The organism is Aeromicrobium sp. (assembly GCF_025965075.1).
Classification (GTDB): Bacteria; Actinomycetota; Actinomycetes; order Propionibacteriales; family Nocardioidaceae; genus Aeromicrobium.
Genome location: NZ_JAOPXQ010000040.1, coordinates 1 through 22,127 on the forward strand (window position 1 = coordinate 1; position 22,127 = coordinate 22,127).

The following is a 22,127-nucleotide window of genomic DNA, read 5'->3' on the forward strand; positions in this document are numbered from 1 at the left end:
TCCGAGGCCGGCGTCGACAACATCCGTCGCGCCCACGCGGTGCAGCCCGTCACGGCGCTGCAGAGCGAGTACTCCCTGTTCTGGCGCGAGCCGGAGGACCAGATCCTGCCGGTCCTGGCCGAGCTCGACGACGCCTCCCGCAGCGTGCAGGTGCAGGGCGAGCGCTATCCCGAGGCGATGCAGCAGATGATCGACCGCTGAGCCGGGAACGGCCCAAGGTCCCGCCGACCGGGGACCGTCGGACCTGACGTCGACCATGGCTCGCCCCGACGGTGGAGGCATGCTCGCTGCGCGGACGGTCGACCTCACCAAGGTGTACGGCGAGGGCGACGCCGAGGTGCGTGCCCTCGACGGCGTGACGGTCCAGATCCCGGGCGGCGAGTTCACCGCCGTCATGGGCCCGTCAGGATCCGGGAAGTCGACGCTGGTGCACTGCATGGCCGCCCTCGACACGCCGACCTCCGGCTCGGTGTTCATCGGCGACACCGATCTGGCCGACCTCAAGGACAAGGCGCTGACCCTGCTGCGCCGTGACCGGGTCGGCTTCGTCTTCCAGGCGTACAACCTCGTGCCGACCCTGACCGCCGAGGAGAACGTCCTGCTGCCGCTCGCGATCGCCGGCCGCAAGCCCGATCCGGAGTGGTTCCGGACCGTCATCGACGCCGTCGGGCTGCGGGACCGGCTGGGCCATCACCCGCACCAGATGTCGGGTGGGCAGCAGCAACGGGTCGCGTGCGCGCGGGCGCTCATGAGCCGGCCGACGATCGTCTTCGCCGACGAGCCGACCGGCAACCTCGACTCGACGGCCAGCCGCGAGATCCTCGACTTCCTGCGCCGCAGCGTCCGCGAGTTCGGCCAGACCGTCGTCATGGTCACGCACGATCCCGTGGCGGCGTCGTACACCGACCGGGTCGTCTTCCTGGCCGACGGCCGGGTCGTCAGCGAGCTGCGGCACCCCACCGCCGACACGGTCCTGGCCCGGATGGGGACGCTGAGTCCCCCGACCCGCACCGAGGCAGATCGTGCTCCGCTTCACTCTGCGTAGCGTCCTCGCCCGCAAGCTCCGCCTGGTCCTCAGCGCCGTCGCGATCGCACTGGGGACTGCGTTCCTCGCCGGGTCGCTGGTCTTCACCGACACCATGGCCCGCAGCTTCGACGACATCGTCGCGGGCTCGATCGCCGACGCCAGCGTCCGCCTGGAGGGGGCCGGGCCGACCGACGTCAACCAGGTCATCTCGATCGACCGGCGCACCCTGCCGGCCTCGCTCGTGCCGGAGCTCGCGTCCGCTCCGGGCGTCGCCCGCGCCGACGGGACGGTCTTCGGCCAGGGCCTGTTCGTGATCAAGAAGAACGGCAAGCTGCTGGGCGGCACGGGCGCGCCGACCATGGCGTTCAACTACAGCGACGCCCCCAACTCGCACGGCGACCCCATCGCGAGGATCACGCAGGGTCGCGCCCCCACCAGGACCGGCGAGGTCGCGCTGGACGAGCGGTCCGCGGACCACGCGGGCTACGAGGTCGGCGACACGGTCCGCATGATCACCGCGGGTGACCAGCCCCGGCTGACCGCCCGGCTCGTGGGCATCCTCGACTTCGCAGGTGGCGGGCTGGCTGGCGCGACACTGGTCTACTTCGACACCCGGACCGTGCAGCAGCTCTTCCACCACGGCAAGGACACCTACACGAGCATCGAGCTCACGACCCGCGACGGCGTGAGCCAGCAGGACGTCGTCAAGGCCGTGCGCCCGCTGCTGCCCGCCGACGCCGAGGCGATCACGGGGCAGGCGCAGGCCGACGAGATCGAGAGCGTCGTCGACACGGTCCTGGGCTACCTCAACACGTTCCTGCTGGTCTTCGCCGCGATCGCGCTCGTGGTCGGGAGCCTGCTGATCATCAACACGTTCTCGATCCTGGTGGCGCAGCGCAGCCGGGAGCTCGCGGTCCTGCGCGCGCTGGGCGCCAGCCGGGGGCAGGTGTCCCGGTCGGTGCTCGCGGAGGCGTTCGTCGTGGGCCTGATCGGCTCGACCGCCGGACTCGTGCTGGGGTTCGGGCTCGCCGCTGCCCTGCGGGCGGTCTTCGCGAGCTTCGGCCTCGACCTGACCGAGACCTCGCTGGTGTTCGCCCCGCGCACGATCCTGCTGTCGTACGTCGTGGGGGTCTCGGTCACGATGCTCGCGGCCTACCTCCCGGCCCGCCGCGCGGCCCGGGTCGCCCCGGTCGAGGCGATGCGGGCCGACGTGTCGCTGCCCAAGGGGTCGTTGCGCCGCCGCGGGATCGCCGGCGCGACGGTCGCCGCGCTCGGCGGCGTGCTGATCGTGATCGGCCTGACGACGGACGTCCGCTGGGCGTCGGCGTGGGTCGGCGCCGGGATCCTGGCGATCCTGCTGGCGATCACGGTGCTCGCCCCGGTCATCGCGGTGCCGGTGCTCACGCCGCTGCGCGTGGCGTACGCCCGCGTCTTCGGGCAGACCGGACGTCTCGCGGCCGACAACGCGATCCGCAACCCCGGTCGCACCGCGGCGACCGCCTCGGCCCTGATGATCGGGCTGGCGCTGGTCAGCACGATCTCGATCCTGGCCAGCTCCGTGAGCCGCTCGATCGACGTGGGGGTCGAGGAGCAGTTCACGAGCGACTACCTGATCTCCAACGCGATCGGTCAGGCGTTCTCCCCGAGCATCGCGCGGGACGTGTCCCGGGTCGACGGGGTCGCGGTGGTCGCCCCCTCCCAGCTCGTGTCGGTCGAGATCGACGGCGACCTCGTGCGGGCCGACGCGACCGACTCGCGCCGGCTGGGGCAGATCTTCGACACCTCCTACACCGCCGGCGGCCCCGCGACCGGTGACGGGCAGGTCGCCCTGATGGAGGACACCGCGGACGCCCTCGACGCGCGCGTCGGCCAGAAGGTGTCCCTCGCGTTCCCATCCGGCGACGTCACCGCGACGGTCAGCGGGATCTACGAGTCGACGTACGTCGTCTCGGACGCGATCTTCCCCTACTCGACCCTCGACGCGGCCAACATCCAGCGAGCCGACACCTCGGTCGCCGTCAACGCGGCCCCCGGGGTCGACCGGGCCGGCCTGGGCCGCGAGCTGGAGCGGGTCACGAAGGACTTCCCGACCGTGACGGTCCAGAACCAGGACGACTTCGCCGCGACCCAACGGGGTCAGGTCGACCAGCTGCTCTACCTGATCTACGCCCTGCTGGGGCTGGCGATCGTCATCGCCGCGCTCGGGATCGTCAACACCCTCGCGCTGAGCATCATCGAGCGGACCCGCGAGATCGGGGTGCTCCGCGCGGTCGGGCTCGAGCGGCGCCAGCTGCGCCAGATGGTGCGCCTGGAGGCCATCGCGATCTCGGTGCTCGGCGCGTTGCTCGGCATCGCCGCGGGACTGCTGTTCGGGATCGCGCTGCAGCGGCTCGTGGCCGACCAGGGCGTGACCGAGCTCGCGATCCCGTGGCTACGCCTCGTCGCGTTCGTCGTGGTCGCCGCCCTCGTGGGCGTGCTCGCCGCGGTCCTGCCGGCCCGTCGGGCCGCGCGCATGAACGTCCTGCAGGCGATCGCCCACCCCTGAGCACGGAAGGAAGACCATGACCAGCACGGCGAACCTCGAGCTCGACCTCCGGTGGTGGGACGCGGCCAACTACCTGACCGTCGCGCAGATCTACCTGCGGTCGAATCCGCTGCTCCGCGAGCCACTGACCGTCGACGACATCAAGCCGCGGCTGCTCGGGCACTGGGGCACCAGTCCCGGGCTGTCACTGGTCTACGTCGCCCTCAACCGGCTCATCCGGGACACGGGTCAGGAGTGCCTGTACGTCACGGGGCCCGGCCACGGCGGAGCTGCGCTGGTCGCCAACGCCTACCTCGAGGGGACCTACTCGGAGGTCTACCCGCACGTGACCCGGGACGTCGGCGGGTTGACGACCCTGGTGCGCCAGTTCTCCTCCCCCGGCGGCATCCCGAGCCACGTCAGCGTGCAGACACCCGGCAGCATCCACGAGGGCGGGGAGCTCGGGTACGCCCTGGCCCACGCCACCGGCGCCGCGTTCGACCACCCCGCCCTGCTGGTCGCGTGCGTCGTCGGCGACGGGGAGTCCGAGACCGGTCCGCTGGCCGCGTCGTGGAAGATCCCGGCCTTCCTCAACCCCCGGCGCGACGGCGCCGTGCTGCCGATCCTGCACCTCAACGGCTACAAGATCGCCGGGCCCACGGTGCTGGGTCGGTCCGCCGACGAGGACGTCCGGGCGTTCCTGTCGGGCCAGGGCTGGGACGCGACCGTCGTGGCGGGCGACGACCCGGCGACGGTGCTGGCATCACTCGCCGACACGATCGGGTCGGCCCACCGGCGCATCCGCGCGATCCAGTCGGCCGCCCGGTCGCGGCCCGGACCGCCCGCGGTCGGCATCCGCTGGCCGGCCATCGTGCTGCGCACCCCGAAGGGTTGGACCGGGCCGGACGTCGTCGACGGCGTGCAGGTGCAGGGCACGTTCCGGTCGCACCAGGTGCCCCTGTCCGGCGTGCGGGAGAACCCCGACCACCTCCAGCTGCTCCAGCAGTGGCTGCGCTCCTATCGGCCTGAGTCGCTGTTCGACGACGCCGGTCGGCTGGTCGCCGAGATCGCCGACCTGGCGCCGCCGGGCGACCGCCGCCTGGCCGCCACGCCCTACGGCAACGGCGGCCTCCTGCTCCACGACCTGCCCGTCCCACCGGCGGACCGCTACGCCCGCACGATCACCCAGCCCGGCCGGGACTCGCACGAGAACACCCGGCCGTTCGGGGAGATGCTGCGCGACGTCTACGCCGCGACGACCCGCATCGAGGACGGTGGCGGCACCTTCCGGCTGTTCTGCCCCGACGAGACCGCCAGCAACCGGCTCGGCGCGGTGCTCGAGGCCACCGACCGCTGCCTGCAGGTCGAGGCCGTGCCGAGCGACGACCACCTGTCCCCCGACGGCCGGCTCATGGAGGTGCTCTCGGAGCACCTGTGCCAGGGTTGGCTGGAGGGCTATCTCCTGACAGGTCGGCACGGGGTCTTCGCGACGTACGAGGCGTTCGCGATGGTGTCCGCGTCGATGCTGGTCCAGCACACCAAGTGGCTGCAGCACGCCCGGTCGCTGCCGTGGCGCGCCGACGTCGCGTCGCTCAACGTCCTCCTGACCTCGACGTGCTGGCGCAACGACCACAACGGCTTCTCCCACCAGGGACCCGGCCTCATCGACACCGCGATCCCGCTGTCGCACGACGTCGTCCGGGTGTGGCTCCCGCCGGATGCCAACACGGCGCTGTCGATCGGGCGGCACTGCCTGCAGAGCCGCAACCACGTCAACCTCATCGTGGTCGACAAGCAGCCGCACCTGCAGTACGTCTCGATGGCCGACGCCGACGCGTTGTGCGCCGCGGGGGCGGCGGTCTGGGACTGGGCCGGGACCGAGTCCGGGGACGGTGACGGCGATCCCGACGTCGTGCTCGCGGCGGCCGGCGACGTGCCGACCCTGGAGATCCTCGCCGCGGCGGCGCTGCTGCGCGAGCACGTCCCGTACCTGCGGGTCCGCGTCGTCAACGTCGTCGACCTGATGGGCCTGTTGCCGCACGACGACCACCCGCACGGGTTCACCGACGCCGCGTTCGAGGCCCTGTTCACCCGTGACACCGAGGTCGTGCTGGCGTTCCACGGCTATCCGCGCGCGGTGCACCAGCTGCTGCACGGCCGCACGGGCCCGGGCCGGTTCCACGTCCGCGGGTTCTCCGAGCAGGGCACCACGACGACCCCGTTCGACATGGTCGTGCTCAACCGGATGAGCCGCTACCACCTCGTCCTCGAGGCGTTGCGCCGCTCCCGGCGCATCCCGGAGGGCGGCGCCCAGCTCGCCGACCTGTGCCGGTCGCAGATCGAGCGGCACGGGGCGTACGTCCGCGAGCACCTCGAGGACCTGCCCGAGGTGCTCGACTGGACGTGGCCAGGATGAGGGTCCTGGCACTCAACGCCGGATCCTCGTCGCTCAAGGCCGCCGTCCGCGACGAACCGGGCGCCGAGCCGGTCCTGCGGGTCCACGTCGAACGGGTGACCGGGTGGGCCGATGCCGTGGCCTCGGTCGACGCGGAGGTCGACCGGCGGGCGCCCGACCCCGCGGTCGTCGTCCACCGCTTCGTCCACGGCGGACCGCGCCACCACGCGCCGACCCGGGTCGACGAGGCCCTGCTGGCCGACCTGCGCGAGGCCAGCAGCCTGGCGCCGCTCCATCAGCCGATCGCGCTCGCGGTCCTGTCGGCGGCCCGCGACCACTGGCCGGGGGCCGACCACGTGGCCTGCTTCGACACCGACTTCCACGCCGGCCTGCCGGAGGTGGCCCGGCGGCTGCCGGTGTCCGCGGCGCTGGCGGCGCAGGGCATCCGGCGCTACGGCTTCCACGGCCTGTCGGTACAGGCGGTGCTGACCGCCCGCCCGCTGATGTCCGACGCGGTCGTGGCCCACCTGGGCAGCGGCTGCAGCGTCACCGCCGTGGGACCGGACCGGCGGTCCCGCTACACCTCGATGTCCTTCTCCCCCTCCAGCGGGATGATCTCCTCGACCCGCTCCGGGGACCTCGATCCCGAGATCGTGCTCCACCTGATCGAGGTGCACGGGCACTCCCCGGCCGACCTGCGGCAGGAGCTCAACCACCGCGCCGGCCTGGTCGGCGTGTCCGGCGGCCTGCGGGACATGCGCGAGCTGCTCGCAGCGCCCGGGGCGGAGGCCCGCCTGGCGGTCGACATGTTCGTGGCCAGCGCCGCCATGGCGATCGCCTCGGCCGCGACGACGATCGACCCGTGGCACCATCTCGTGTTCACCGGCGGGGTGGGTGAGAACCAGCCCGAGCTCCGTCAGCGGATCTGCGAACGGCTCCGGCTCGGCAGCGGGGTCGAGGTGGAGACGGTGCCCGCCGACGAGGAACGGGTCATGGACAGCCAGGCCCGGACCGTGGTCGCGGGCGGCCCCTCGACGTCATGAGAGGTGCAGCCAGTCGTGCCGCGTCTCGATCGGGACGACCACGATGGGGCAGCGTGCCGCGCTGAGCAGGCCGGTGGCCACGGGTCGGTCGAACACCGGCGCCATCCGCGGCTCGCTCGGCCGGCCGATGATGACGAGCCGGGCGCTCTCGGCCGCCCGCGCCAGCGCCTCGCCGGCGTCGTCCGTGATGACCTCGGTGCGGATGTCCAGCGTGGGGTGCAGGTGCCGCGAGTCGTGGACGGCCCGGTCCAGCCACGCATGCTCCTGCTCACGTCCCGGGTCGGTCAGGCCCGCCAGCACGACCGACAGGATCCGGAGGACGGCGCCGAGACGGCTGCTGATGTCGACGGCGAACTTCAAGGCGGCATCCGACACGTTGCCGAGGTCGATCGCGGCCACGACCTCGCCCGGGCCCTCCCGGGTGCCCTCCGGCACGACGGCCACGGGGCACTTGGCGTGCAGCGCCGTGTGCCGGGCGACGGTACGCCCGGCCAGACGCTCGAACCACCTGGCGTCGTCCGTGCCCAGGACGACGATCCTCGCCTGCTTGCTGGCGGCGGCGATCGCGGAGGCCGGCGGGGCGAACGGGAGCGAGTAGTCGACGTGGGCGGGCGCCCGGTCGCCCAGGCGATGACGCGCGTCGGCGAGCACCCGCAGGCCGGCTTCCTTCAGCGCGTCGGGGACGTCCCGGCCCGGGTAGCGGTCGGCGCTGCCGGCGGTCGACCAGTACGCGTGCACGACGTGGAGCGAGACCTCGTACGCCTGCGCGAGCTCGGCCGCGAGGCGCAGGATCTCCGGCTCGTCACCACGGACACCGACCACGACGGGCGCGGCGGGCGGAGACGGGTGTCCGGGGTCGTGACCGGCGTGCGGGCTCGACGTGGGAGGTCGGGATGACGACATGATCTGCTCCTGTCCGGTCGCGCCGCTGCCCTCCACGCTTCCCCTCCGCGCGGGCCATGCGTAGGGACGATGGTTCCCACCTCGAGGACCGAAGTCCTTGCCGTCACGTCCCGTCGCGCCCATGGACGGGCTGGCGCAAGATCGTCTGCCACCGCTCCGGCGGCAGCAGCCGCGGATCGGTCAGATAGATCTCGTGGTGCCGGCTCCACGGCCGCGCGTCGTGCGCGGCGATGAAGTCGTGCAGGGTGCGGACGCTGGGTCCCTCACCGGAGTAGGGTCCGCGGTGCAGCACCTGCGCGGCCCGGCCCTCGCCCAGCGTGCGCAACGTGACGTCGACCGTGACCGCCTCGCCGCGGCTCTGCTCAGCGGCGGTCTCCAGCGCCGCCTGGAAGACCCGCCCGGTCGCCTGGGGCGGCTGCATGATCATGAGGGTCCACTCCCAGGAGTCCCGGTCGACGGCATCGAGCGACTCACCCCCCGGGCCCGACCACAGGCCCTCCAGGGGCATCACGGCGTAGTCCAGGCCGGTGGGGCCCGCCCTGACCAGCGACCGCGCGGCGTACGCGACGTGGAACAGGGCGTTGGTCGCGGCCTCGAACCGTGGCGACGTGCTCGAGTCCCCGAGCCCGTCGAACGCGATGAACTGCATCTCCGGCACGAACACCATCTCGGGAGAGGACGTCGCGGCGTACAGCCGCCCGAGCTCTCCTCTCAGGTCCAGCTTGGTGTGTCCCATGGTCCGATGTCCTCTCAGGAGCCCTTGGACCCCTGGTGCGCGACGGCCGAGGCGTGGCGTGCCGCCGTGGCCGCCTGCACCTCGGGCGTACGACACGTGCTCATCCGCACCGAGACGCCGTCGCGCTCGATGTGCAGCCCGACCTCGAAGCCGGCGTCGCGGAAGACCTCGATCATGGGGTGGTTGACCGCCAGCACGTCGGCGACGAACGTCGTGATGCCCCGGTCCCATGCGTCCTGCGCGGCCCGCTCCAGCAGGAGGGTCGCGATCCCCAGGCCGTGCGCGCCGTCGGCGACGAGGAATGCGACTTCGGCGCTGTGCTCACCCACCGGCTCGACGTCGGCGATGCCGAGCAGCGACCCGGCGCGCTCGACGACATAGCTCGTGGCCGTGGCGCCCGAGGAGAACAGGTGCTCCACGTGCAGATCGACCACGGCGGTGCCGACGCTGAAGAAGCGCGTGTAGAGGTCGGTCGGCCGGGCGGTCGCGAACAACCGCTCCACGGCCGGCCGGTCCGCCGCCGCGACGTGACGAACCATCGCCTCGCTGCCGTCGGCCAGCACGACCCGGGTCGCCGAGGGCGCGTTGGGCTCGGTCATGCCGGCTCGTCGTGGGAGGTGCTCACCCCGTCAGGATGTCGCCGGCCGCGGGCCCCTGGCCATGGTCGAGGGTCAACCGTGCCGAGGACGTCGGTCCCGGGACCCCCCGCCCGCTGGGCCAGACGTTTGTCCACGATCCCCGTATGTGTGGACTCCGAAGGTCTTAAGGTGACGGGCAGTCACCACTAGATCCGAGGTCCGCATGAGCGAAGAGACGTGGCACCAGGCCAGACTGATACCGACATCTGGGATCAGCGGCGCCCCGGAGCAGGAGCGACGCGCCACCTCAGCCCTCCTGGCCGTGCTGAGCATCGTGCCGGACTACAGCCGGGCTCTCCTGAGCGCTGTTGGTGCATCCGCCGGGAAGGTGGCCACCTACATCGAGGTCCCGTTCGACCTGGACGAGCAGCGGGTCTACCCGGACGGCCTCATCCGTGTGAAGCGGGGCACGCGGGAGTGGACGGCTCTGGTCGAGGTGAAGACAGGCAAGAACAATCTCGAGACACCGCAGCTGGAGAACTACCTCGACGTCGCTCGAGCGAACGGGTTCGATGCGCTCATCACGATCAGCAACGAGATCCCACCTGTGCCGGGCCAGCACCCGACGGCAGTCGACAAGCGAAAACTTCGCAAGGTTGCGATCCATCACTGGTCCTGGTCGTACGTGCTCGCGACCGCCATCGTGCAGAAGGAGCACCGTGGTGTCTCCGATCCGGAGCAGGCTTGGATCCTCGGGGAGCTCATTCGGTACCTCGAGCATGAACGATCCGGTGCGCTGGACCTCGATGACATGGGACCCAACTGGGTCGCCGTCCGCGAGGCCGTGTCTGCTGGCACCCTGAGGGCGAACGACAAGACCGCCCCCGAGATCGTCTCGCGGTTCGATGCGCTCCTGCGCTACGCCAGTCTTCGGCTCGGGCAGCGACTCGGGACAGACGTGACGCCGATCCTCACCCGGCAGGAGGTGGCAAATCCAGCATCACGCGCCAGTTCACTGCTGTCCTCGCTGGTGACCACTGGTGAGCTCGCCGGTGCCATCCGCATCCCGCATGCTGTTGCGCCCATCAACGTCGTCGCGGACCTCCGGGCCAATCGGGTCACCTGTTATGTCGACGTCGGCGCGCCGCAGGAGGGCAAGCAGACCACCCGGGTCAACTGGATCCTGCGACAGCTGAAGGATGCCCGGCCGGACGTCCGGGTGGAGTCATTCGCGGCACGGACTCGAGGGGCTGGGGCCGCCGAGCTCCTGGCCGACGTGCGTGAGAATCCGAAGCTCCTCGCCCCGGACCCGACTCGGGACATACGCTCGTTTCGGATCGCGCTCTCGGTTCCGGCAGGGTCGAAGCGCGGACGGGGCCGAGGAGCGTTCATCGACTCGGTCCTCGACACGCTCGACACCTTCTACGGAGAGGTCGTGCAGCACATCAAGCCATGGACAGCAGCTCCCCCACGGCTCCGCGAGGCCGATCGAGGCGAGGACGTCGCTGCCGAGCTCGTCTCCACCGACCTCTCCTCGCAGGACGGCCCCGAGCTCGCGAGCTGAGCTCACCAAGACGCTTCGGTGAACGCACATTTGCCTTGGTGTTGCAGTCAAAAGCAAGTGTCGGTGGTGGCGTCTAGGTTGGACACATGGACACCTCGACACCCACCGACGCGTTGAGCTGCGCGACGCGGGAGCGGGCGCGGGCCGAGGCGCGGGAGACCGAGACCATGCTGTGGTTCCGTGACTCCGAGATCGCCCGGACCGCGAGCGTCGAGCCGCCGATGCGTCGCCAGATCGAGCGGGCCGCGGTCCCGATGGCGATCGGCGAGGCCACCGGGCTCAGCGAGGGACAGGTCCAGCTGCGGCTGTCGGCGGCTGCGACCGTGCGGGAGCGGGCACCGCTGGCGTGGGCCGCGTTCGGTGACGGCCGGATCGACCTGGCCCGGGTCCGCGACATCGCCCACACCATCGACCAGCTGCACCGGGCCGAGTCCGTCGAGCGGCTCGACCGGCTGGTCGTCGGCTACGCCGAGGACCACACCGCCGCCGAGCTGCGCGGCTGGTTGCGCCGCTTCGTGCAACGCGTCGAGGCCGACCTCGCCGCCGAACGAGCCGACGCCGCCCGCGCCGAACGCCACGTCAGCGTGTCCCACACCGACGACGCGATGGCGTGGCTCAACGCCTACCTGCCCTCGCACGAGGCCGCCGCGATCGAGGCCCGGCTGCGGCACGCCGCCCGCCACGACATCGACCCCGACGACACCCGCACCGTCGCGCAACGCGAGGCCGACCTCCTGGTCGCCTGGTGCACCGACTCCGGCGCCACCACCGCGGCTCCCGACGCGCAGGTCGCCGTCCGGGTCGACGCCGACGTCCTGGCCGGCGCCCGGGACGGCTTCGCCGAGTCCACCGACGGGCGCTGGGCCGTCCCGGCCCACTGGATCACCCAGATGGCGTTGCACGGCAACAGCTTCTGGCACCGGATGATCGTCCACCCCGTCACCGGCGACGTCCTCTCCCACGAGTACGTCGGCCGGTTCTGCCCCGACACCCTCGCCGCCGCCCTCCGCTTCCGCGACGGCCTCTGCCAAGCCCCCGGATGCATGGTCCCCGCCGAACGCTGCGACATCGACCACCGCATACCCCACCCCGCAGGCCCCACCAGTGCCGACAACCTCGGACCCCTGTGCCGAAGGCACCACGGGTTCAAAGGACACGGCATCCTCCGCTGGTCCATCGGCCCACCACCAGCCCCACCCCCAGCCCTCGTGATCGAGATCTACCAAGACCCCGTGCCCATGGAGTACGCGGCCTGATCAGCCCAGCTCATCCCGGGCATTGAGATTCGAGCGGTGAGCGGCAGACTGCACTCATGACCGATCTCTTCTGGCCCGGCGACGAGCGCGCCGGCACCCTGATGTCCGACACCGCCCTGCTCGAGGCGATGGTGCGCGTCGAGACCGCTTGGCTCGAGGGACTCGTCGACACGGGTCTCGCGCCCGAGTCCGCCGACGGGGACCTCGCCGGGATCGTGACCGCCGACGACCTCGACCAGCTCGCCCGTGCCGCGGAGGCCGGCGGCAACCCCGTCATCCCGCTGGTGCAGCTGCTGCGGTCACGGGTCGGCGCCGATCCCGCGCAGTGGCTCCACCGCGGGCTGACGAGCCAGGACGTGCTCGACACGGCCCTGATCCTGACCCTGGCCGACGTGCTCGACCGCGTGCTGGACGAGCTGCGTTCCCAGGTCATCGCGCTCGCGATCCTGGCCGAGCGCCACGTCGCCACGCCGATGGTCGGACGTACGCTGACGCAGCACGCCGTGCCGACGACGTTCGGTGTCGTCGCAGCCTCCTGGCTCGACGGGATCGTCGACGCGGCCGAGCTCGTCATCGACGCCCGGACGCTGCTCCCGGCCCAGCTGGGCGGCGCCGTCGGCACCCTCGCGGCGACGACCGAGCTGGCCCGCCTGCGCGAGCTCGCCGACCCGCCGGCGGTCGCCGACGAGGTCGCGATGATCGCCGCCGACACGCTCGGGCTCCGCGTGCACCGGCCCTGGCACACTGCTCGCGTCCCCCTCACCCGAGCCGCGGACGCCCTCGTGACGTGCACCGACGCGTGGGGCCACGTCGCCACCGACGTCGCGACGCTGTCCCGCACCGAGATCGGCGAGCTCGGCGAGCCGGCCGGTCCCGGCCGCGGCGGATCCTCGACGATGCCGCACAAGCAGAACCCCGTCCTGTCCGTGCTGATCCGGCGGGCCGCGCTGGCGGCGCCCGCCCTCGGCGCGACGATGCACCTCGCCTCCGCGACGACGGGCGACCAGCGGCCGGACGGCGCGTGGCACACCGAGTGGGCGACGCTGCGCACGCTGGGCCGTCGCAGCGCCGTCGCCGGATCCCAGACGACCGAGCTGCTGCAGGGGCTGCACGTCAACTCCGAGCGCATGGGCGTCACGCTCGACGAGTCGGCCGAGGACGCGCTGGCCGAGCGCCGCGGCGTCGAGGAGCTGCTCGACGCGAAGCACGACCCGGACCCCACGACGTACCTCGGCATCACGGGCGATCTCGTCGCCGGTGCGGTCGAGCGCGCGCGCACCTTCCTGGAGGAGAACGAGTGACCGTCCCGCAGATCACCGCCGTACGTCTCGGCGGTTCCCCGGCCCTGCCGCTGCTCGTGCTCGGGCCCTCGCTCGGCACCTCGGCGCGGGCCCTGTGGTCACGCTGCGCGACCCACCTGACCGACCGGTTCGAGGTGCTGGCGTGGGACCTGCCGGGGCACGGCTCCAACATCGCGCGGGCGACGCCGTTCTCGATCGCCGAGCTGGCCGCCGGCGTCGTCGAGATGGTCGACGACATGCTGGCCGAGCGCGGGTCGCAGGGCAGCACCTTCACGTACGCCGGCGACTCCGTCGGCGGGGCGGTGGGGCTGCAGCTCCTGCTGGACTCCCCCGAACGGGTCGACGCCGCCGTGCTGGTGTCGACCGCCGCCAGGATCGGTGAGCCGGCCGGCTGGCTCGAGCGGGCCGAGACCGTCCGCGCCTCCGGGACCCCGTCGATGGTCGAGGGATCGGCCGCGCGCTGGTTCGCCGACGGCTTCCTCGCGCGTGAGCCGGAGACCGCCACGGCGCTGCTGCACTCGCTGCAGGACGCGGACGACGAGGGCTACGCACTGGCGTGCGAGGCCCTCGCGACCTTCGACGTGCGTGACCGGCTCGACCAGGTCCGCACCCCCGTGCTCGCCGTCGCCGGGGCGCACGACGGCCCGACGCCGCCGGCCGATCTCGCCGCGATCGCCGACGGTGTCCGTCACGGGCGGCTCGTCGTGCTCGACGACGTCGCGCACCTGCCGCCCGCCGAGAACCCCGCCGAGGTCGCCCGGCTGATCCGCGCCCACGCCGCCGGCGAGGACATCGCGCCCTCCCCCACGACGGTCGCCGAGGTGCGTGCCGCCGGGATGGCCGTCCGTCGTGAGGTGCTGGGCGACGCGCACGTCGACCGGGCGACCGCCGCGATCACCGACCTGACCGCGGACTTCCAGGACTTCATCACGCAGTACGCCTGGGGGTCCGTCTGGACCCGGCCAGGTCTCGACCGTCGCAGCCGGTCCCTCATCACGCTGACCGCGCTGGTCGCCCGCGGGCACCACGAGGAGCTTGCGATGCACGTCCGCGCCGCCCGCACCAACGGGCTGACCAACGACGAGATCAAGGAGCTGCTGCTGCAGACCGCGATCTACTGCGGCGTGCCGGACGCCAGCACCGCCTACCGCATCGCCCAGGGCGTCCTGGACGAGCTCTAGACCTGTGCTTGGTCAGGAGATCACGCCGTGCTCGACGCACCGGGCGGACCATCCGGTCGGCACGACCTGGACGACCATCCGGCGCCGGCACCGGGCGCAGAACCGTGGCGGCTCGAGGCGGAGCCGCTCCTCGCACCGGGCGTGGTCGCCCGCCGCGATCGGCCCCCCGCAGTGCCCACAGAACGCGTTCACAGTGTCTTCTGAAGCTCCTTGATCGGCATGTTGAGCTCGGCGAGGAGCTCGATGTCCTCGTGCGGGTCCCTGCCGAGCGTCGTCAGGTAGTTGCCGACGATGACCGCGTTGACCCCGCCCAGCAGGCCCTCGCGCGTACCGAGGTCGCCGAGGGTCAGCTCGCGCCCTCCGGCGTACCGCAGGATCGTGTGCGGCATCGCGAGCCGGAACGCCGCGATGGTCCGCAGGGCGTCCTGCGAGCTCATCGGCTGCTGGTCGCCGAACGGCGTGCCGGGCCGCGGGTTGAGGAAGTTGAGCGGCACCTCGTGCGGACGGAGCACGGCCAGCTGGGCGGCGAGCTCGGCGCGCTGCTCGATGCTCTCCCCCATGCCGACGAGCCCGCCGCAGCACAGCTCCATCCCGGCCTCCCGCACCATGAGGCAGGTGTCCCAGCGCTCCTCGTAGGAGTGGGTCGTGACGACGTGCGGGAAGTACGACTTCGCGGCCTCGAGGTTGTGGTTGTAACGGTGCACGCCCATCTCGACGAACTCGTCGACCTGCGCCTGGGTCAGCATGCCGAGCGAGCAGGCGATGTTGATGTCGACCTCGGCGTGGATCGCCTCGATCCCGGCGCGTACCTGGTCCATCAGGCGTTGGTCCGGGCCGCGGACCGCGGCCACGATGCAGAACTCACTGGCGCCGGTCTTCGCGGTCTCCCGGGCGGCCTCGACGAGCTCGGGGATGTTGAGCCACACCGAGCGGACCGGCGACTGGAACTGTCCCGACTGGCTGCAGAAGTGGCAGTCCTCGGGGCAGCCGCCGGTCTTGAGCGAGACGATCCCCTCGACCTCGACCTCCGGCCCGCACCACGTCATGCGCACCTCGTGGGCCAGCGCCAACAGCTCGGGCACCCGCTCGTCCGGGAGGTGGAGCACCTCGACGAGAAGGTCCTCGGTCAGGCCCTCCCCGCGGGCGAGGACATGGTCACGGGCGGTCGTCAGCGCATCAGTCATGACAGCACCATAACCTGAACACTGTTCAGGTCGGTGACCAACCCGAACAGTGTTCAGGATACCGTGGTCCGCCATGAGCCAGCTTCTGTCGTACGACCGCGAGCACGTGTGGCATCCGTACGCCCCGATGCCCCCGACCGCCGAGCCCCTGCTCGTGCGGTCGGCCCGCGGGGTCCGGCTCGAGCTCGACGACGGCCGCCGGCCGATCGACGCGATGTCGTCGTGGTGGGCCGCGATCCACGGCTACGGGCACCCCGTCCTCGACGCGGCGCTGCACACGCAGGCCGGGGCGATGTCCCACGTCATGTTCGGCGGGCTGACCCACGAGCCCGCGATCGAGCTGGCACGACGACTGGTCGAGCTCTCCCCCGCTGGGCTGGAACACGTGTTCTTCGCCGACTCCGGGTCGGTGTCGGTCGAGGTCGCCCTCAAGATGGCGATCCAGCACCAGCGCGGACGCGGACACCCGGGACGGACGCGGTTCGCGACCCTGCGCGGGGGCTATCACGGCGACACGTTCGGCGCGATGAGCGTGTGCGACCCGGTCAACGGGATGCACACGATGTTCGCCGACGTGCTGCCGTCGCAGGTGTTCCTGCCGCGGCCGCCCGCGGGCCTCGACGCCGACATCACCGCGTGGTCCGCCGAGGCGGACGCCGCCCTCGTGGCCGCGTCCGGCGAGCTCGCCGCGATCATCGTCGAGCCCGTGCTCCAGGGCGCCGGCGGCATGCACGTCTATCCGCCGGCGGCGCTGGCCTGGCTGCGGCGACGGGCGGACGAGCTCGGCCTGCTGCTGATCGCCGACGAGATCGCGACGGGCTTCGGTCGAACCGGCGAGATGTTCGCCATGGACCACGCCTGCATCGCGCCCGACATCCTGTGCGTCGGCAAGGCCCTGACGGGCGGCTACCTGACCCTCGGTGCGGTGCTGTGCCGGCCGCACGTGGCGGCGGGTATCGCCGAGTCGGAGTCCGGGGTGCTGATGCACGGCCCGACGTTCATGGCCAACCCGCTGGCGTGCGCCGTCGCGATGGCAAGCCTGGACATCCTGGCGGCGTCGGACTGGCGGTCGGACATCGCCCGGATCGGCGCCGGCCTCGCCACCGGGCTCGCACCGGCGACCCGGCTCGACCACGTCGTCGACGTACGCACGCTGGGCGCGGTCGGCGTCATCCAGGTGGACCGCGGCGTCGACGTGGGCCTGGCCGCGAAGATCGCGCTCGAGCACGGCGTGTGGGTACGGCCGTTCCGTGACCTGATCTACACGATGCCGCCGTACGTCTGCCGGGACGAGGACATCGCGACGATCTGCACGGCGCTGGTCGCCGCGGCCGGAGGGATGGCATGACGCTGCACGACTGGCTCGCCGACCAGGCCGCGGAGCGCGACGCGGCCGGCCTGACCCGTGTCCTGGTCCCGCGCGAGTCGGCGACGGACCTGCTCGACCTCGCCGGCAACGACTACCTCGGGCTGATGCGCGACCCACGGGTGACGGCGGCCGCCGCCGAGGCCGCGCTCGCCTGGGGCGCGGGTGCCGGGGCATCGCGGCTGGTCACCGGCACGCTCACCCTGCACCGGGAGCTCGAGCTCGCGCTCGCCGCGTTCACCGGTCAGCCCGACGCGCTGGTGTGCTCGACCGGCTATCACGCCAATCTCAGCGCCGTGACCGCGCTGACCGACAGCGGCACGTTGCTCGTCTCCGACGGCCACATCCATGCCTCGCTCGTCGACGCGTGCCGCCTGTCCCGCGCCGAGGTGACGGTCGTCGAGCACGGCGACGTGGCCGCCGTCGAGCGGGCCCTGGCCCGTCGCATCCAGCCACGGGCCATGGTCCTGGCCGAGTCGATCTACTCCGTGCTGGGCGATGCCAGTCCCCTGCTCGACCTCGCGGACGTCTGCCGCCGCCACGACGCGACCCTGCTGGTCGACGAGGCGCACGGCATCGGCGTGGCCGACCACGGCCGCGGGCTGGTCCATGGCCTGGGTCTCGCGGGCCGCCCCGACGTCGTCGTCACCATGACCCTCTCCAAGGCCCTCGGCAGCCAGGGCGGCGCCGTCCTCGGGAGCGCCGCGGTGGTGCAGCACCTGGTCAACCGGGCACGACCGTTCATCTTCGACACCGGTCTGGCACCGTCGTCGACGGCGGCGGCGCTGGCGGCGCTGCGCATCGTCGCCGAGGAGCCCGCGCTGGTCGATCGCGTCCACCATGTCGCCCGCACGCTCGCCGCGGCGGCCGGGATCAGCGCGCCGGCGGGCGCCGTCATGTCGGTGCCGATGGCCGGGCCCCGGGAGACGCTCGCCGCCCAGGCGGCCTGCGTGGAGGCCGGGGTCCGGGTGGGGGCGTTCCGGCCACCGTCCGTCCCGGACGGGATCAGCCGACTCCGTCTCACCGCGTCAGCGGCGGTCGACGACGCTGCGCTCGCCCGGGCCACCCACGTCCTCGCCTCGGTGGTGCCGTGAGCCTGCCGACCAGCCGGTACGTCGTGGTGACCGGCACCGACACGTCCGTCGGCAAGACCGTCGTCACGGCGGCGCTCGCCGTCGGGCTGGAGGCAGCCGGTCGCCGTGTCGCGGTCGTCAAGCCCGCGCAGACCGGGGCGGGCCCGGACGAGCCGGGTGACATCGCGGCCGTCGTCGCCCTCACGGGGCTGACCCACGTCCACGAGCTGGCCCGCCTCGACCTCCCGCTGGCCCCCGAGTCCGCCGCCCGGGCCGTCGGCGCACCGCTGCCCACGATCAGCGATCATGCCCGCGCGATCCGTGCGATCGACGCGGACATCATCGTCATCGAGGGTGCCGGCGGGTTGCTGGTGCGGCTCGACCTCGACGGCGGGACGATCCGCGACCTGGCCCTGGAGCTCGATGCCGAGGTCGTCCTGGTGGCCCGCGAGGGCCTCGGCACGTTGAACCACGTCGCTCTCACGATGGCCGCGTTGGCACAGGTCGGACTGGCGGCGCACGTCGTCCTGGGCTCCTGCTCGGCCGACCCCGGACTGGCCGAGCGGTCGAACCGCGCGGACATACCTCGCTTGACCGGCGCACCCCTGCTGGGACTCGTCCCGGAGGGCTCGGGGGCACTGGCGGCAAACCGGTTCCGCGCCCTCGCGCCCGGCTGGTTCACGCCCTGAGGACCCCGGCCCCTCACCCACCGGCGTACGTCGGCGGCACGATCGCCACCGGGCAGTTGGCCCGGCGCAGGACCTCCGTGGCCAGCGGGCGCGTCTCCGGGAAGGGCAGGTCGTGCTCGTGCGGCCGCCCGACGATCACGAGCGCCGCCGCGTTCTGGGTGGCCTGAACGATGGCGTTCGTCGGGTCCCCTGTCACGAAGCCCTTGACGACCCTCACGTCGGGGAACTCGGCCCGCCAGCCGGCCAGGACCTCGCTGATGTTCGTCTTGATCTGATCGGCCTCGTGGGTGGGCGCGTCGGCGGGGGTGACGTGGAGGACGTGCAGGACCGCGTCCCGGACCTCGGCCTGCTCGAAGGCGTACCGGATCGGCCCCTCCGCCGCCGTGTCACCGTCCAGGGTCAGGACCAGGTCGCCGGTGGTGCGGGTCGGTGAGTCGCTCGGCACGACGACCACCGGGCACTCGGCGTGCAGTGCCATGTGCCCGGAGATCCGACGGTGTGCGAGCCCGTCGAACCAGGGGACCTCGTCCGAGCCGAGGACCAGCAGCCGTGCGCCGGACGACGTGTGCTCGAGGGCACGGACGGGCGTCTCGCTGGTGAGGACGAAATTGGCGTCGAGTCCCGGCGCCTCGTCGTGGATCAGGTGCTCCGCGTCGTCGAGGACGGGCCGGCCGGCCTGCCGGAGCTCCTCCACGACGAGTCCGCCGGCGAACGAGCCGGCCGTCGGTGGGTGGATCCCGGTCGCGTGGACGACGCGGAGCGGGCTCTGCGTGGTGCGGGCCTCCTGGACGGCGAAGGTGAGGACGTTCGGCTGCTTCTCGGCGACGCCGACGACGACAGGTCTGGACATGGTGCTCAGCTCCTCGGTACGGGCGGGTACCTCGACGCTGCGCCTTCCGCCCGCCGTCCGACATGGCCCGCGGACCACTGCGAGATGGACCAAGGACCCCGCCCCCGCTGACCTTGTCCCGTGACCGGAAGGCTCGCGGGATGGTCGACTGATCGGGTCAGCGCGCGAGGGAGGCGACCAATGAGGGCGCTCGTGATCTACGAGTCGATGTTCGGCAACACCGCGGAGGTGGCCCGGGCGATCGCCGGCGGGCTCCGCGAGACGATGCCCGTCGACGTCCGTGAGGTCGCCGACGCGCCACCGGACGCCGTCGACCGGGTCGACCTGATCGTCGCCGGTGGCCCCACCCACGCGTTCTCGATGAGTCGTCCCCGGACCCGGGCGGAGGCCTTCGCCCAGGGCGGCATGTCGGGCACGGTGGACGTCGGTCTGCGGGAGTGGATCCGCCGTGTCCCTTCCGGACACCATGCAGCGTCCTTCGTCACGTTCGACACCAAGATGGCCCGCGCGCGACGCTGGCCGGGCTCGGCCGCGAAGAGCGCCGCCAAGGCCGGGCGACGGCACGGGGTGCCGGCCGCAGCCTCGCCGAAGAGCTTCTACGTCGTCGACACGGCGGGACCGCTCGTCGACGGGGAGGTCGACCGCGCCACGGCCTGGGGTCGCGCGCTGGGCACGATCGTCCAGACACCATGAGCCCGCCGTCGTCCGACCGTCCCCGAGGATCCATCGCCGCGCTCTCCGACGACGAGTGCCGCGCGCTCCTGGAGTCGACCACGGTCGGCCGGATCGCGTTCGTCGACCACGAGGGCCAGCAGCTCGTGCCGGTCAACTTCGCCCTGATCGACGGGGAGATCTTCTTCCGCACGCTCCCGGACGGCTTCCTGTCGGGCCTGGCCCGGGGGCACGAGGATGTCGCGTTCGGCATCGACCATCACGACGTGTTCGGCACCGGCTGGAACGTCACAGTCCGTGGGGCGGCCCGCCAGGTCGAGGACCGCGCGACGATCAACAAGGTGCTCTCCCGCCACCAGCTGACCCCGTGGGCGGGGGGTGTACGCCCACTGGTCATCCGGGTCACCCCGACAGCCATCGCAGGGCGCCGCGTCGCCCGGAAGTGAGCCGCGCCCGTCGATACGACGATGGCCCCTGACCGGCATCGCTGCCGGTCAGGGGCCATCGGGTCGGGCTACATGCGTTCCGCTCGGTCTAGGCGCGCGTCCCGCGTCGGTTGAAGATGCTCCAACCGCCGGGGCCGACGGCGAGGCCGACGATGATCAGGAGCACGCCGAGGAGCACGCTGCCGTTGAACAACGTGATGATCCCGTAGATCACGAGAGCAACCGCGATGATCCAGAGTAGAAATCCCATGATGGTTCCCTTTCGCACATGCCGGCGACCCATCGTCGTTGGCGGGTATGGGTGTACCCCGAGGCCTCGGCGGTCAAACCAACCCACCGCCACAGGGACGGCATACTGACGACATGGCCTCGACGAAGGAGCAGTCATGCCGGTGCTCGGCGTAGGCGGGATCTTCTTCCGCGCCCAGGATCCTGAGGCGCTGACCGCGTGGTACCGCGAGCACCTCGGGGTCGGCCCCGGCTGCTCCGCGCCCGACGCCGGCCCGGCCGACGAGTGGTCGTGGACGGTCCAGGGCGGACCGCTGGTCTTCGCGCCCTTCGCGGCCGGGACGGACTACTGGGCGGCCGACAAGCAGGTCATGCTCAACCTGCGCGTCAGCGACCTGGACGGCCTGCTCGAGCGGCTCTCCGCCGCCGGGATCGCCGTGACGGTCAGGCCCGAGTGGGACTCCCCCGAGACCGGGCGCTTCGCCCGCGTCCACGATCCCGAGGACAACGCGATCGAGCTGTGGGAGCCACCCGCCGGCTGACGACGGGTCAGCGTTGGCCGTACGCGAGCAGGCTCACGCCGACGTAGTGCACGGCGATCGCCGCGATCGTGAAGCTGTGGAACACCTCGTGGAAGCCGAAGTACGCCGGGGACGGGTTGGGCCACCTGAGGCCGTAGACGACCGCCCCGATCGAGTAGAGGATGCCACCGGTGGCGATCAGGAGCAGCACCGTGGTCTCGCCGGCTGCGAGGAAGTCACCCGCGAAGACGATGGGTGCCCAGCCCAGCAGCACGTACAGCGGGACGTACAGCCAGCGCGGCGCATCGATCCAGAAGATCTTGAACGCGACCCCGAGTGCCGCTCCCCCCCACATCATGCAGAGCATCACGGCGGCGTGCTCGGCTGGCAGGAGCAGCATCGCGAAGGGGGTGCTCGACCCGGCGATCAGCACGAAGAGGTTGGCGTGGTCGAGCCGCTTGAGCATCTGCCTGTGGCGAGGCTTCCAGGTCCCGGTGTGATAGGCCGCGCTCGTGGTGAAGAGCAGCAGCGCGCTGACCATGAAGACCGAGACCCCGATCCGTACGCGCGAGCTCTCGGCGATCACCAGT

At 72.1% G+C, this 22,127-nt stretch carries 21 protein-coding genes and 2 pseudogenes; 16 read left to right on the forward strand and 7 right to left on the reverse strand.

All coding sequences use genetic code 11. The features are described 5' to 3' along the window. The 5 genes and pseudogenes from JWQ91_RS02485 to JWQ91_RS02505 all read left to right on the forward strand — a co-directional run. Positions 1 to 201 (forward strand): annotated as a pseudogene (locus tag JWQ91_RS02485) (hypothetical protein); the annotation flags it as partial. Positions 202 to 280: 79 nt separating this feature from the next. Next, positions 281 to 1,045: an ABC transporter ATP-binding protein gene (locus JWQ91_RS02490; RefSeq protein WP_297780369.1), complete on the forward strand. Its 765-nt coding sequence runs from the start codon at positions 281 to 283 to the stop codon at positions 1,043 to 1,045. Then, complete coding sequence (locus JWQ91_RS02495) at positions 1,023 to 3,572, forward strand: FtsX-like permease family protein (protein ID WP_297780372.1); 2,550 nt, start codon at positions 1,023 to 1,025, stop codon at positions 3,570 to 3,572. Before JWQ91_RS02490 ends, JWQ91_RS02495 begins: the two co-directional genes overlap by 23 nt. Before the next feature lie 16 nt (positions 3,573 to 3,588). Beyond that, positions 3,589 to 5,967 (forward strand): phosphoketolase, encoded by a 2,379-nt coding sequence (locus JWQ91_RS02500; RefSeq protein WP_297780375.1) that lies wholly within the window; start codon positions 3,589 to 3,591, stop codon positions 5,965 to 5,967. Further along, positions 5,964 to 6,989 (forward strand): hypothetical protein, encoded by a 1,026-nt coding sequence (locus tag JWQ91_RS02505; protein ID WP_297780378.1) that lies wholly within the window; start codon positions 5,964 to 5,966, stop codon positions 6,987 to 6,989. The genes JWQ91_RS02500 and JWQ91_RS02505 overlap by 4 nt, the downstream gene beginning before the upstream one ends. Here JWQ91_RS02505 and JWQ91_RS02510 read toward each other — a convergent pair. The 3 genes from JWQ91_RS02510 to JWQ91_RS02520 form a co-directional block, all read right to left on the reverse strand. After that, positions 6,984 to 7,892, reverse strand: coding sequence for a universal stress protein (locus JWQ91_RS02510; RefSeq protein ID WP_297780381.1), 909 nt, complete (start codon positions 7,890 to 7,892; stop codon positions 6,984 to 6,986). The two genes, JWQ91_RS02505 and JWQ91_RS02510, sit on opposite strands and share 6 nt — an antisense overlap. Before the next feature lie 103 nt (positions 7,893 to 7,995). Next, positions 7,996 to 8,628, reverse strand: a complete 633-nt coding sequence (locus JWQ91_RS02515; protein WP_297780385.1) for a GyrI-like domain-containing protein — start codon at positions 8,626 to 8,628, stop codon at positions 7,996 to 7,998. A 14-nt stretch (positions 8,629 to 8,642) separates the two neighbouring features. Beyond that, positions 8,643 to 9,227 (reverse strand): GNAT family N-acetyltransferase, encoded by a 585-nt coding sequence (locus JWQ91_RS02520; RefSeq protein ID WP_297780388.1) that lies wholly within the window; start codon positions 9,225 to 9,227, stop codon positions 8,643 to 8,645. A 202-nt stretch (positions 9,228 to 9,429) separates the two neighbouring features. On the opposite strand from JWQ91_RS02520, the gene JWQ91_RS02525 reads away from it, so the two are divergent. From JWQ91_RS02525 to pcaC, 5 genes and pseudogenes are all read left to right on the forward strand, one after another. Then, a complete protein-coding gene (locus JWQ91_RS02525; RefSeq protein WP_297780391.1) occupies positions 9,430 to 10,770 on the forward strand; it encodes a hypothetical protein in 1,341 nt (446 codons plus the stop codon). 86 nt (positions 10,771 to 10,856) lie between these two features. After that, entirely contained in the window at positions 10,857 to 12,026 is a 1,170-nt protein-coding gene (locus tag JWQ91_RS02530) for an HNH endonuclease signature motif containing protein (protein WP_297780395.1), read from the forward strand. A 56-nt stretch (positions 12,027 to 12,082) separates the two neighbouring features. Further along, positions 12,083 to 13,327 carry a lyase family protein gene (locus JWQ91_RS02535; protein ID WP_297780397.1) on the forward strand — a complete coding sequence of 415 codons (1,245 nt, stop codon included), beginning with the start codon at positions 12,083 to 12,085 and terminating at the stop codon, positions 13,325 to 13,327. A 56-nt stretch (positions 13,328 to 13,383) separates the two neighbouring features. Next, positions 13,384 to 14,076, forward strand: a pseudogene (locus JWQ91_RS16455) (alpha/beta fold hydrolase); the annotation flags it as partial. An 87-nt stretch (positions 14,077 to 14,163) separates the two neighbouring features. Beyond that, complete coding sequence (gene pcaC, locus JWQ91_RS16460; protein ID WP_366521343.1) at positions 14,164 to 14,508, forward strand: 4-carboxymuconolactone decarboxylase; 345 nt, start codon at positions 14,164 to 14,166, stop codon at positions 14,506 to 14,508. Positions 14,509 to 14,696: 188 nt separating this feature from the next. Here the strand turns inward: pcaC and bioB are convergent, their stop codons facing one another. Further along, on the reverse strand, positions 14,697 to 15,692 hold the full coding sequence (gene bioB / locus JWQ91_RS02545) for a biotin synthase BioB (RefSeq protein WP_297780401.1): 996 nt from the start codon (positions 15,690 to 15,692) through the stop codon (positions 14,697 to 14,699). Between the two features lie 73 nt (positions 15,693 to 15,765). On the opposite strand from bioB, the gene JWQ91_RS02550 reads away from it, so the two are divergent. The 3 genes from JWQ91_RS02550 to bioD are packed head-to-tail and all read left to right on the forward strand — an operon-like array spanning position 15,766 to position 18,820. Beyond that, a complete protein-coding gene (locus JWQ91_RS02550; protein ID WP_297780404.1) occupies positions 15,766 to 17,040 on the forward strand; it encodes an adenosylmethionine--8-amino-7-oxononanoate transaminase in 1,275 nt (424 codons plus the stop codon). Continuing rightward, entirely contained in the window at positions 17,037 to 18,152 is a 1,116-nt protein-coding gene (locus tag JWQ91_RS02555; protein ID WP_297780407.1) for an 8-amino-7-oxononanoate synthase, read from the forward strand. The genes JWQ91_RS02550 and JWQ91_RS02555 overlap by 4 nt, the downstream gene beginning before the upstream one ends. After that, the gene (bioD, locus tag JWQ91_RS02560) at positions 18,149 to 18,820 is read left to right on the forward strand and encodes a dethiobiotin synthase (protein WP_297780410.1); all 672 of its coding nucleotides are present in this window, start codon (positions 18,149 to 18,151) and stop codon (positions 18,818 to 18,820) included. The genes JWQ91_RS02555 and bioD overlap by 4 nt, the downstream gene beginning before the upstream one ends. Positions 18,821 to 18,833: 13 nt before the next feature. Here the strand turns inward: bioD and JWQ91_RS02565 are convergent, their stop codons facing one another. Next, the gene (locus JWQ91_RS02565) at positions 18,834 to 19,670 is read right to left on the reverse strand and encodes a universal stress protein (protein WP_297780413.1); all 837 of its coding nucleotides are present in this window, start codon (positions 19,668 to 19,670) and stop codon (positions 18,834 to 18,836) included. A gap of 180 nt (positions 19,671 to 19,850) precedes the next feature. On the opposite strand from JWQ91_RS02565, the gene JWQ91_RS02570 reads away from it, so the two are divergent. After that, positions 19,851 to 20,363, forward strand: a complete 513-nt coding sequence (locus JWQ91_RS02570) for a flavodoxin domain-containing protein (RefSeq protein WP_297780416.1) — start codon at positions 19,851 to 19,853, stop codon at positions 20,361 to 20,363. After that, the gene (locus tag JWQ91_RS02575; protein ID WP_297780417.1) at positions 20,360 to 20,788 is read left to right on the forward strand and encodes a pyridoxamine 5'-phosphate oxidase family protein; all 429 of its coding nucleotides are present in this window, start codon (positions 20,360 to 20,362) and stop codon (positions 20,786 to 20,788) included. Before JWQ91_RS02570 ends, JWQ91_RS02575 begins: the two co-directional genes overlap by 4 nt. 88 nt (positions 20,789 to 20,876) lie before the next feature. Here the strand turns inward: JWQ91_RS02575 and JWQ91_RS02580 are convergent, their stop codons facing one another. Next, complete coding sequence (locus tag JWQ91_RS02580) at positions 20,877 to 21,038, reverse strand: GPGG-motif small membrane protein (protein ID WP_297780420.1); 162 nt, start codon at positions 21,036 to 21,038, stop codon at positions 20,877 to 20,879. Between the two features lie 136 nt (positions 21,039 to 21,174). On the opposite strand from JWQ91_RS02580, the gene JWQ91_RS02585 reads away from it, so the two are divergent. Then, positions 21,175 to 21,558 (forward strand): VOC family protein, encoded by a 384-nt coding sequence (locus JWQ91_RS02585; RefSeq protein WP_297780423.1) that lies wholly within the window; start codon positions 21,175 to 21,177, stop codon positions 21,556 to 21,558. 7 nt (positions 21,559 to 21,565) lie between these two features. On the opposite strand, the gene JWQ91_RS02590 is transcribed toward JWQ91_RS02585, so the two are convergent. Then, the coding region (locus JWQ91_RS02590) for a hemolysin III family protein (RefSeq protein ID WP_297780425.1) at positions 21,566 to 22,127 on the reverse strand (562 nt) is incomplete at its 5' end.

Excerpts from the sequence above, each read along its gene's own strand:
- JWQ91_RS02490 (WP_297780369.1), top strand. The coding sequence starts at position 281 with ATGCTCGCTGCGCGGACGGTCGACCTCACCAAGGTGTACGGCGAGGGC.
- JWQ91_RS02500 (WP_297780375.1), top strand. The coding sequence starts at position 3,589 with ATGACCAGCACGGCGAACCTCGAGCTCGACCTCCGGTGGTGGGACGCG.
- JWQ91_RS02505 (WP_297780378.1), top strand. The coding sequence starts at position 5,964 with ATGAGGGTCCTGGCACTCAACGCCGGATCCTCGTCGCTCAAGGCCGCC.
- JWQ91_RS02510 (WP_297780381.1), bottom strand. The coding sequence starts at position 7,892 with ATGTCGTCATCCCGACCTCCCACGTCGAGCCCGCACGCCGGTCACGAC.
- JWQ91_RS02515 (WP_297780385.1), bottom strand. The coding sequence starts at position 8,628 with ATGGGACACACCAAGCTGGACCTGAGAGGAGAGCTCGGGCGGCTGTAC.
- JWQ91_RS02520 (WP_297780388.1), bottom strand. The coding sequence starts at position 9,227 with ATGACCGAGCCCAACGCGCCCTCGGCGACCCGGGTCGTGCTGGCCGAC.
- JWQ91_RS02525 (WP_297780391.1), top strand. The coding sequence starts at position 9,430 with ATGAGCGAAGAGACGTGGCACCAGGCCAGACTGATACCGACATCTGGG.
- JWQ91_RS02530 (WP_297780395.1), top strand. The coding sequence starts at position 10,857 with ATGGACACCTCGACACCCACCGACGCGTTGAGCTGCGCGACGCGGGAG.
- JWQ91_RS02535 (WP_297780397.1), top strand. The coding sequence starts at position 12,083 with ATGACCGATCTCTTCTGGCCCGGCGACGAGCGCGCCGGCACCCTGATG.
- pcaC (WP_366521343.1), top strand. The coding sequence starts at position 14,164 with ATGGCCGTCCGTCGTGAGGTGCTGGGCGACGCGCACGTCGACCGGGCG.
- bioB (WP_297780401.1), bottom strand. The coding sequence starts at position 15,692 with ATGACTGATGCGCTGACGACCGCCCGTGACCATGTCCTCGCCCGCGGG.
- JWQ91_RS02550 (WP_297780404.1), top strand. The coding sequence starts at position 15,766 with ATGAGCCAGCTTCTGTCGTACGACCGCGAGCACGTGTGGCATCCGTAC.
- JWQ91_RS02555 (WP_297780407.1), top strand. The coding sequence starts at position 17,037 with ATGACGCTGCACGACTGGCTCGCCGACCAGGCCGCGGAGCGCGACGCG.
- JWQ91_RS02565 (WP_297780413.1), bottom strand. The coding sequence starts at position 19,670 with ATGTCCAGACCTGTCGTCGTCGGCGTCGCCGAGAAGCAGCCGAACGTC.
- JWQ91_RS02570 (WP_297780416.1), top strand. The coding sequence starts at position 19,851 with ATGAGGGCGCTCGTGATCTACGAGTCGATGTTCGGCAACACCGCGGAG.
- JWQ91_RS02575 (WP_297780417.1), top strand. The coding sequence starts at position 20,360 with ATGAGCCCGCCGTCGTCCGACCGTCCCCGAGGATCCATCGCCGCGCTC.
- JWQ91_RS02580 (WP_297780420.1), bottom strand. The coding sequence starts at position 21,038 with ATGGGATTTCTACTCTGGATCATCGCGGTTGCTCTCGTGATCTACGGG.
- JWQ91_RS02585 (WP_297780423.1), top strand. The coding sequence starts at position 21,175 with ATGCCGGTGCTCGGCGTAGGCGGGATCTTCTTCCGCGCCCAGGATCCT.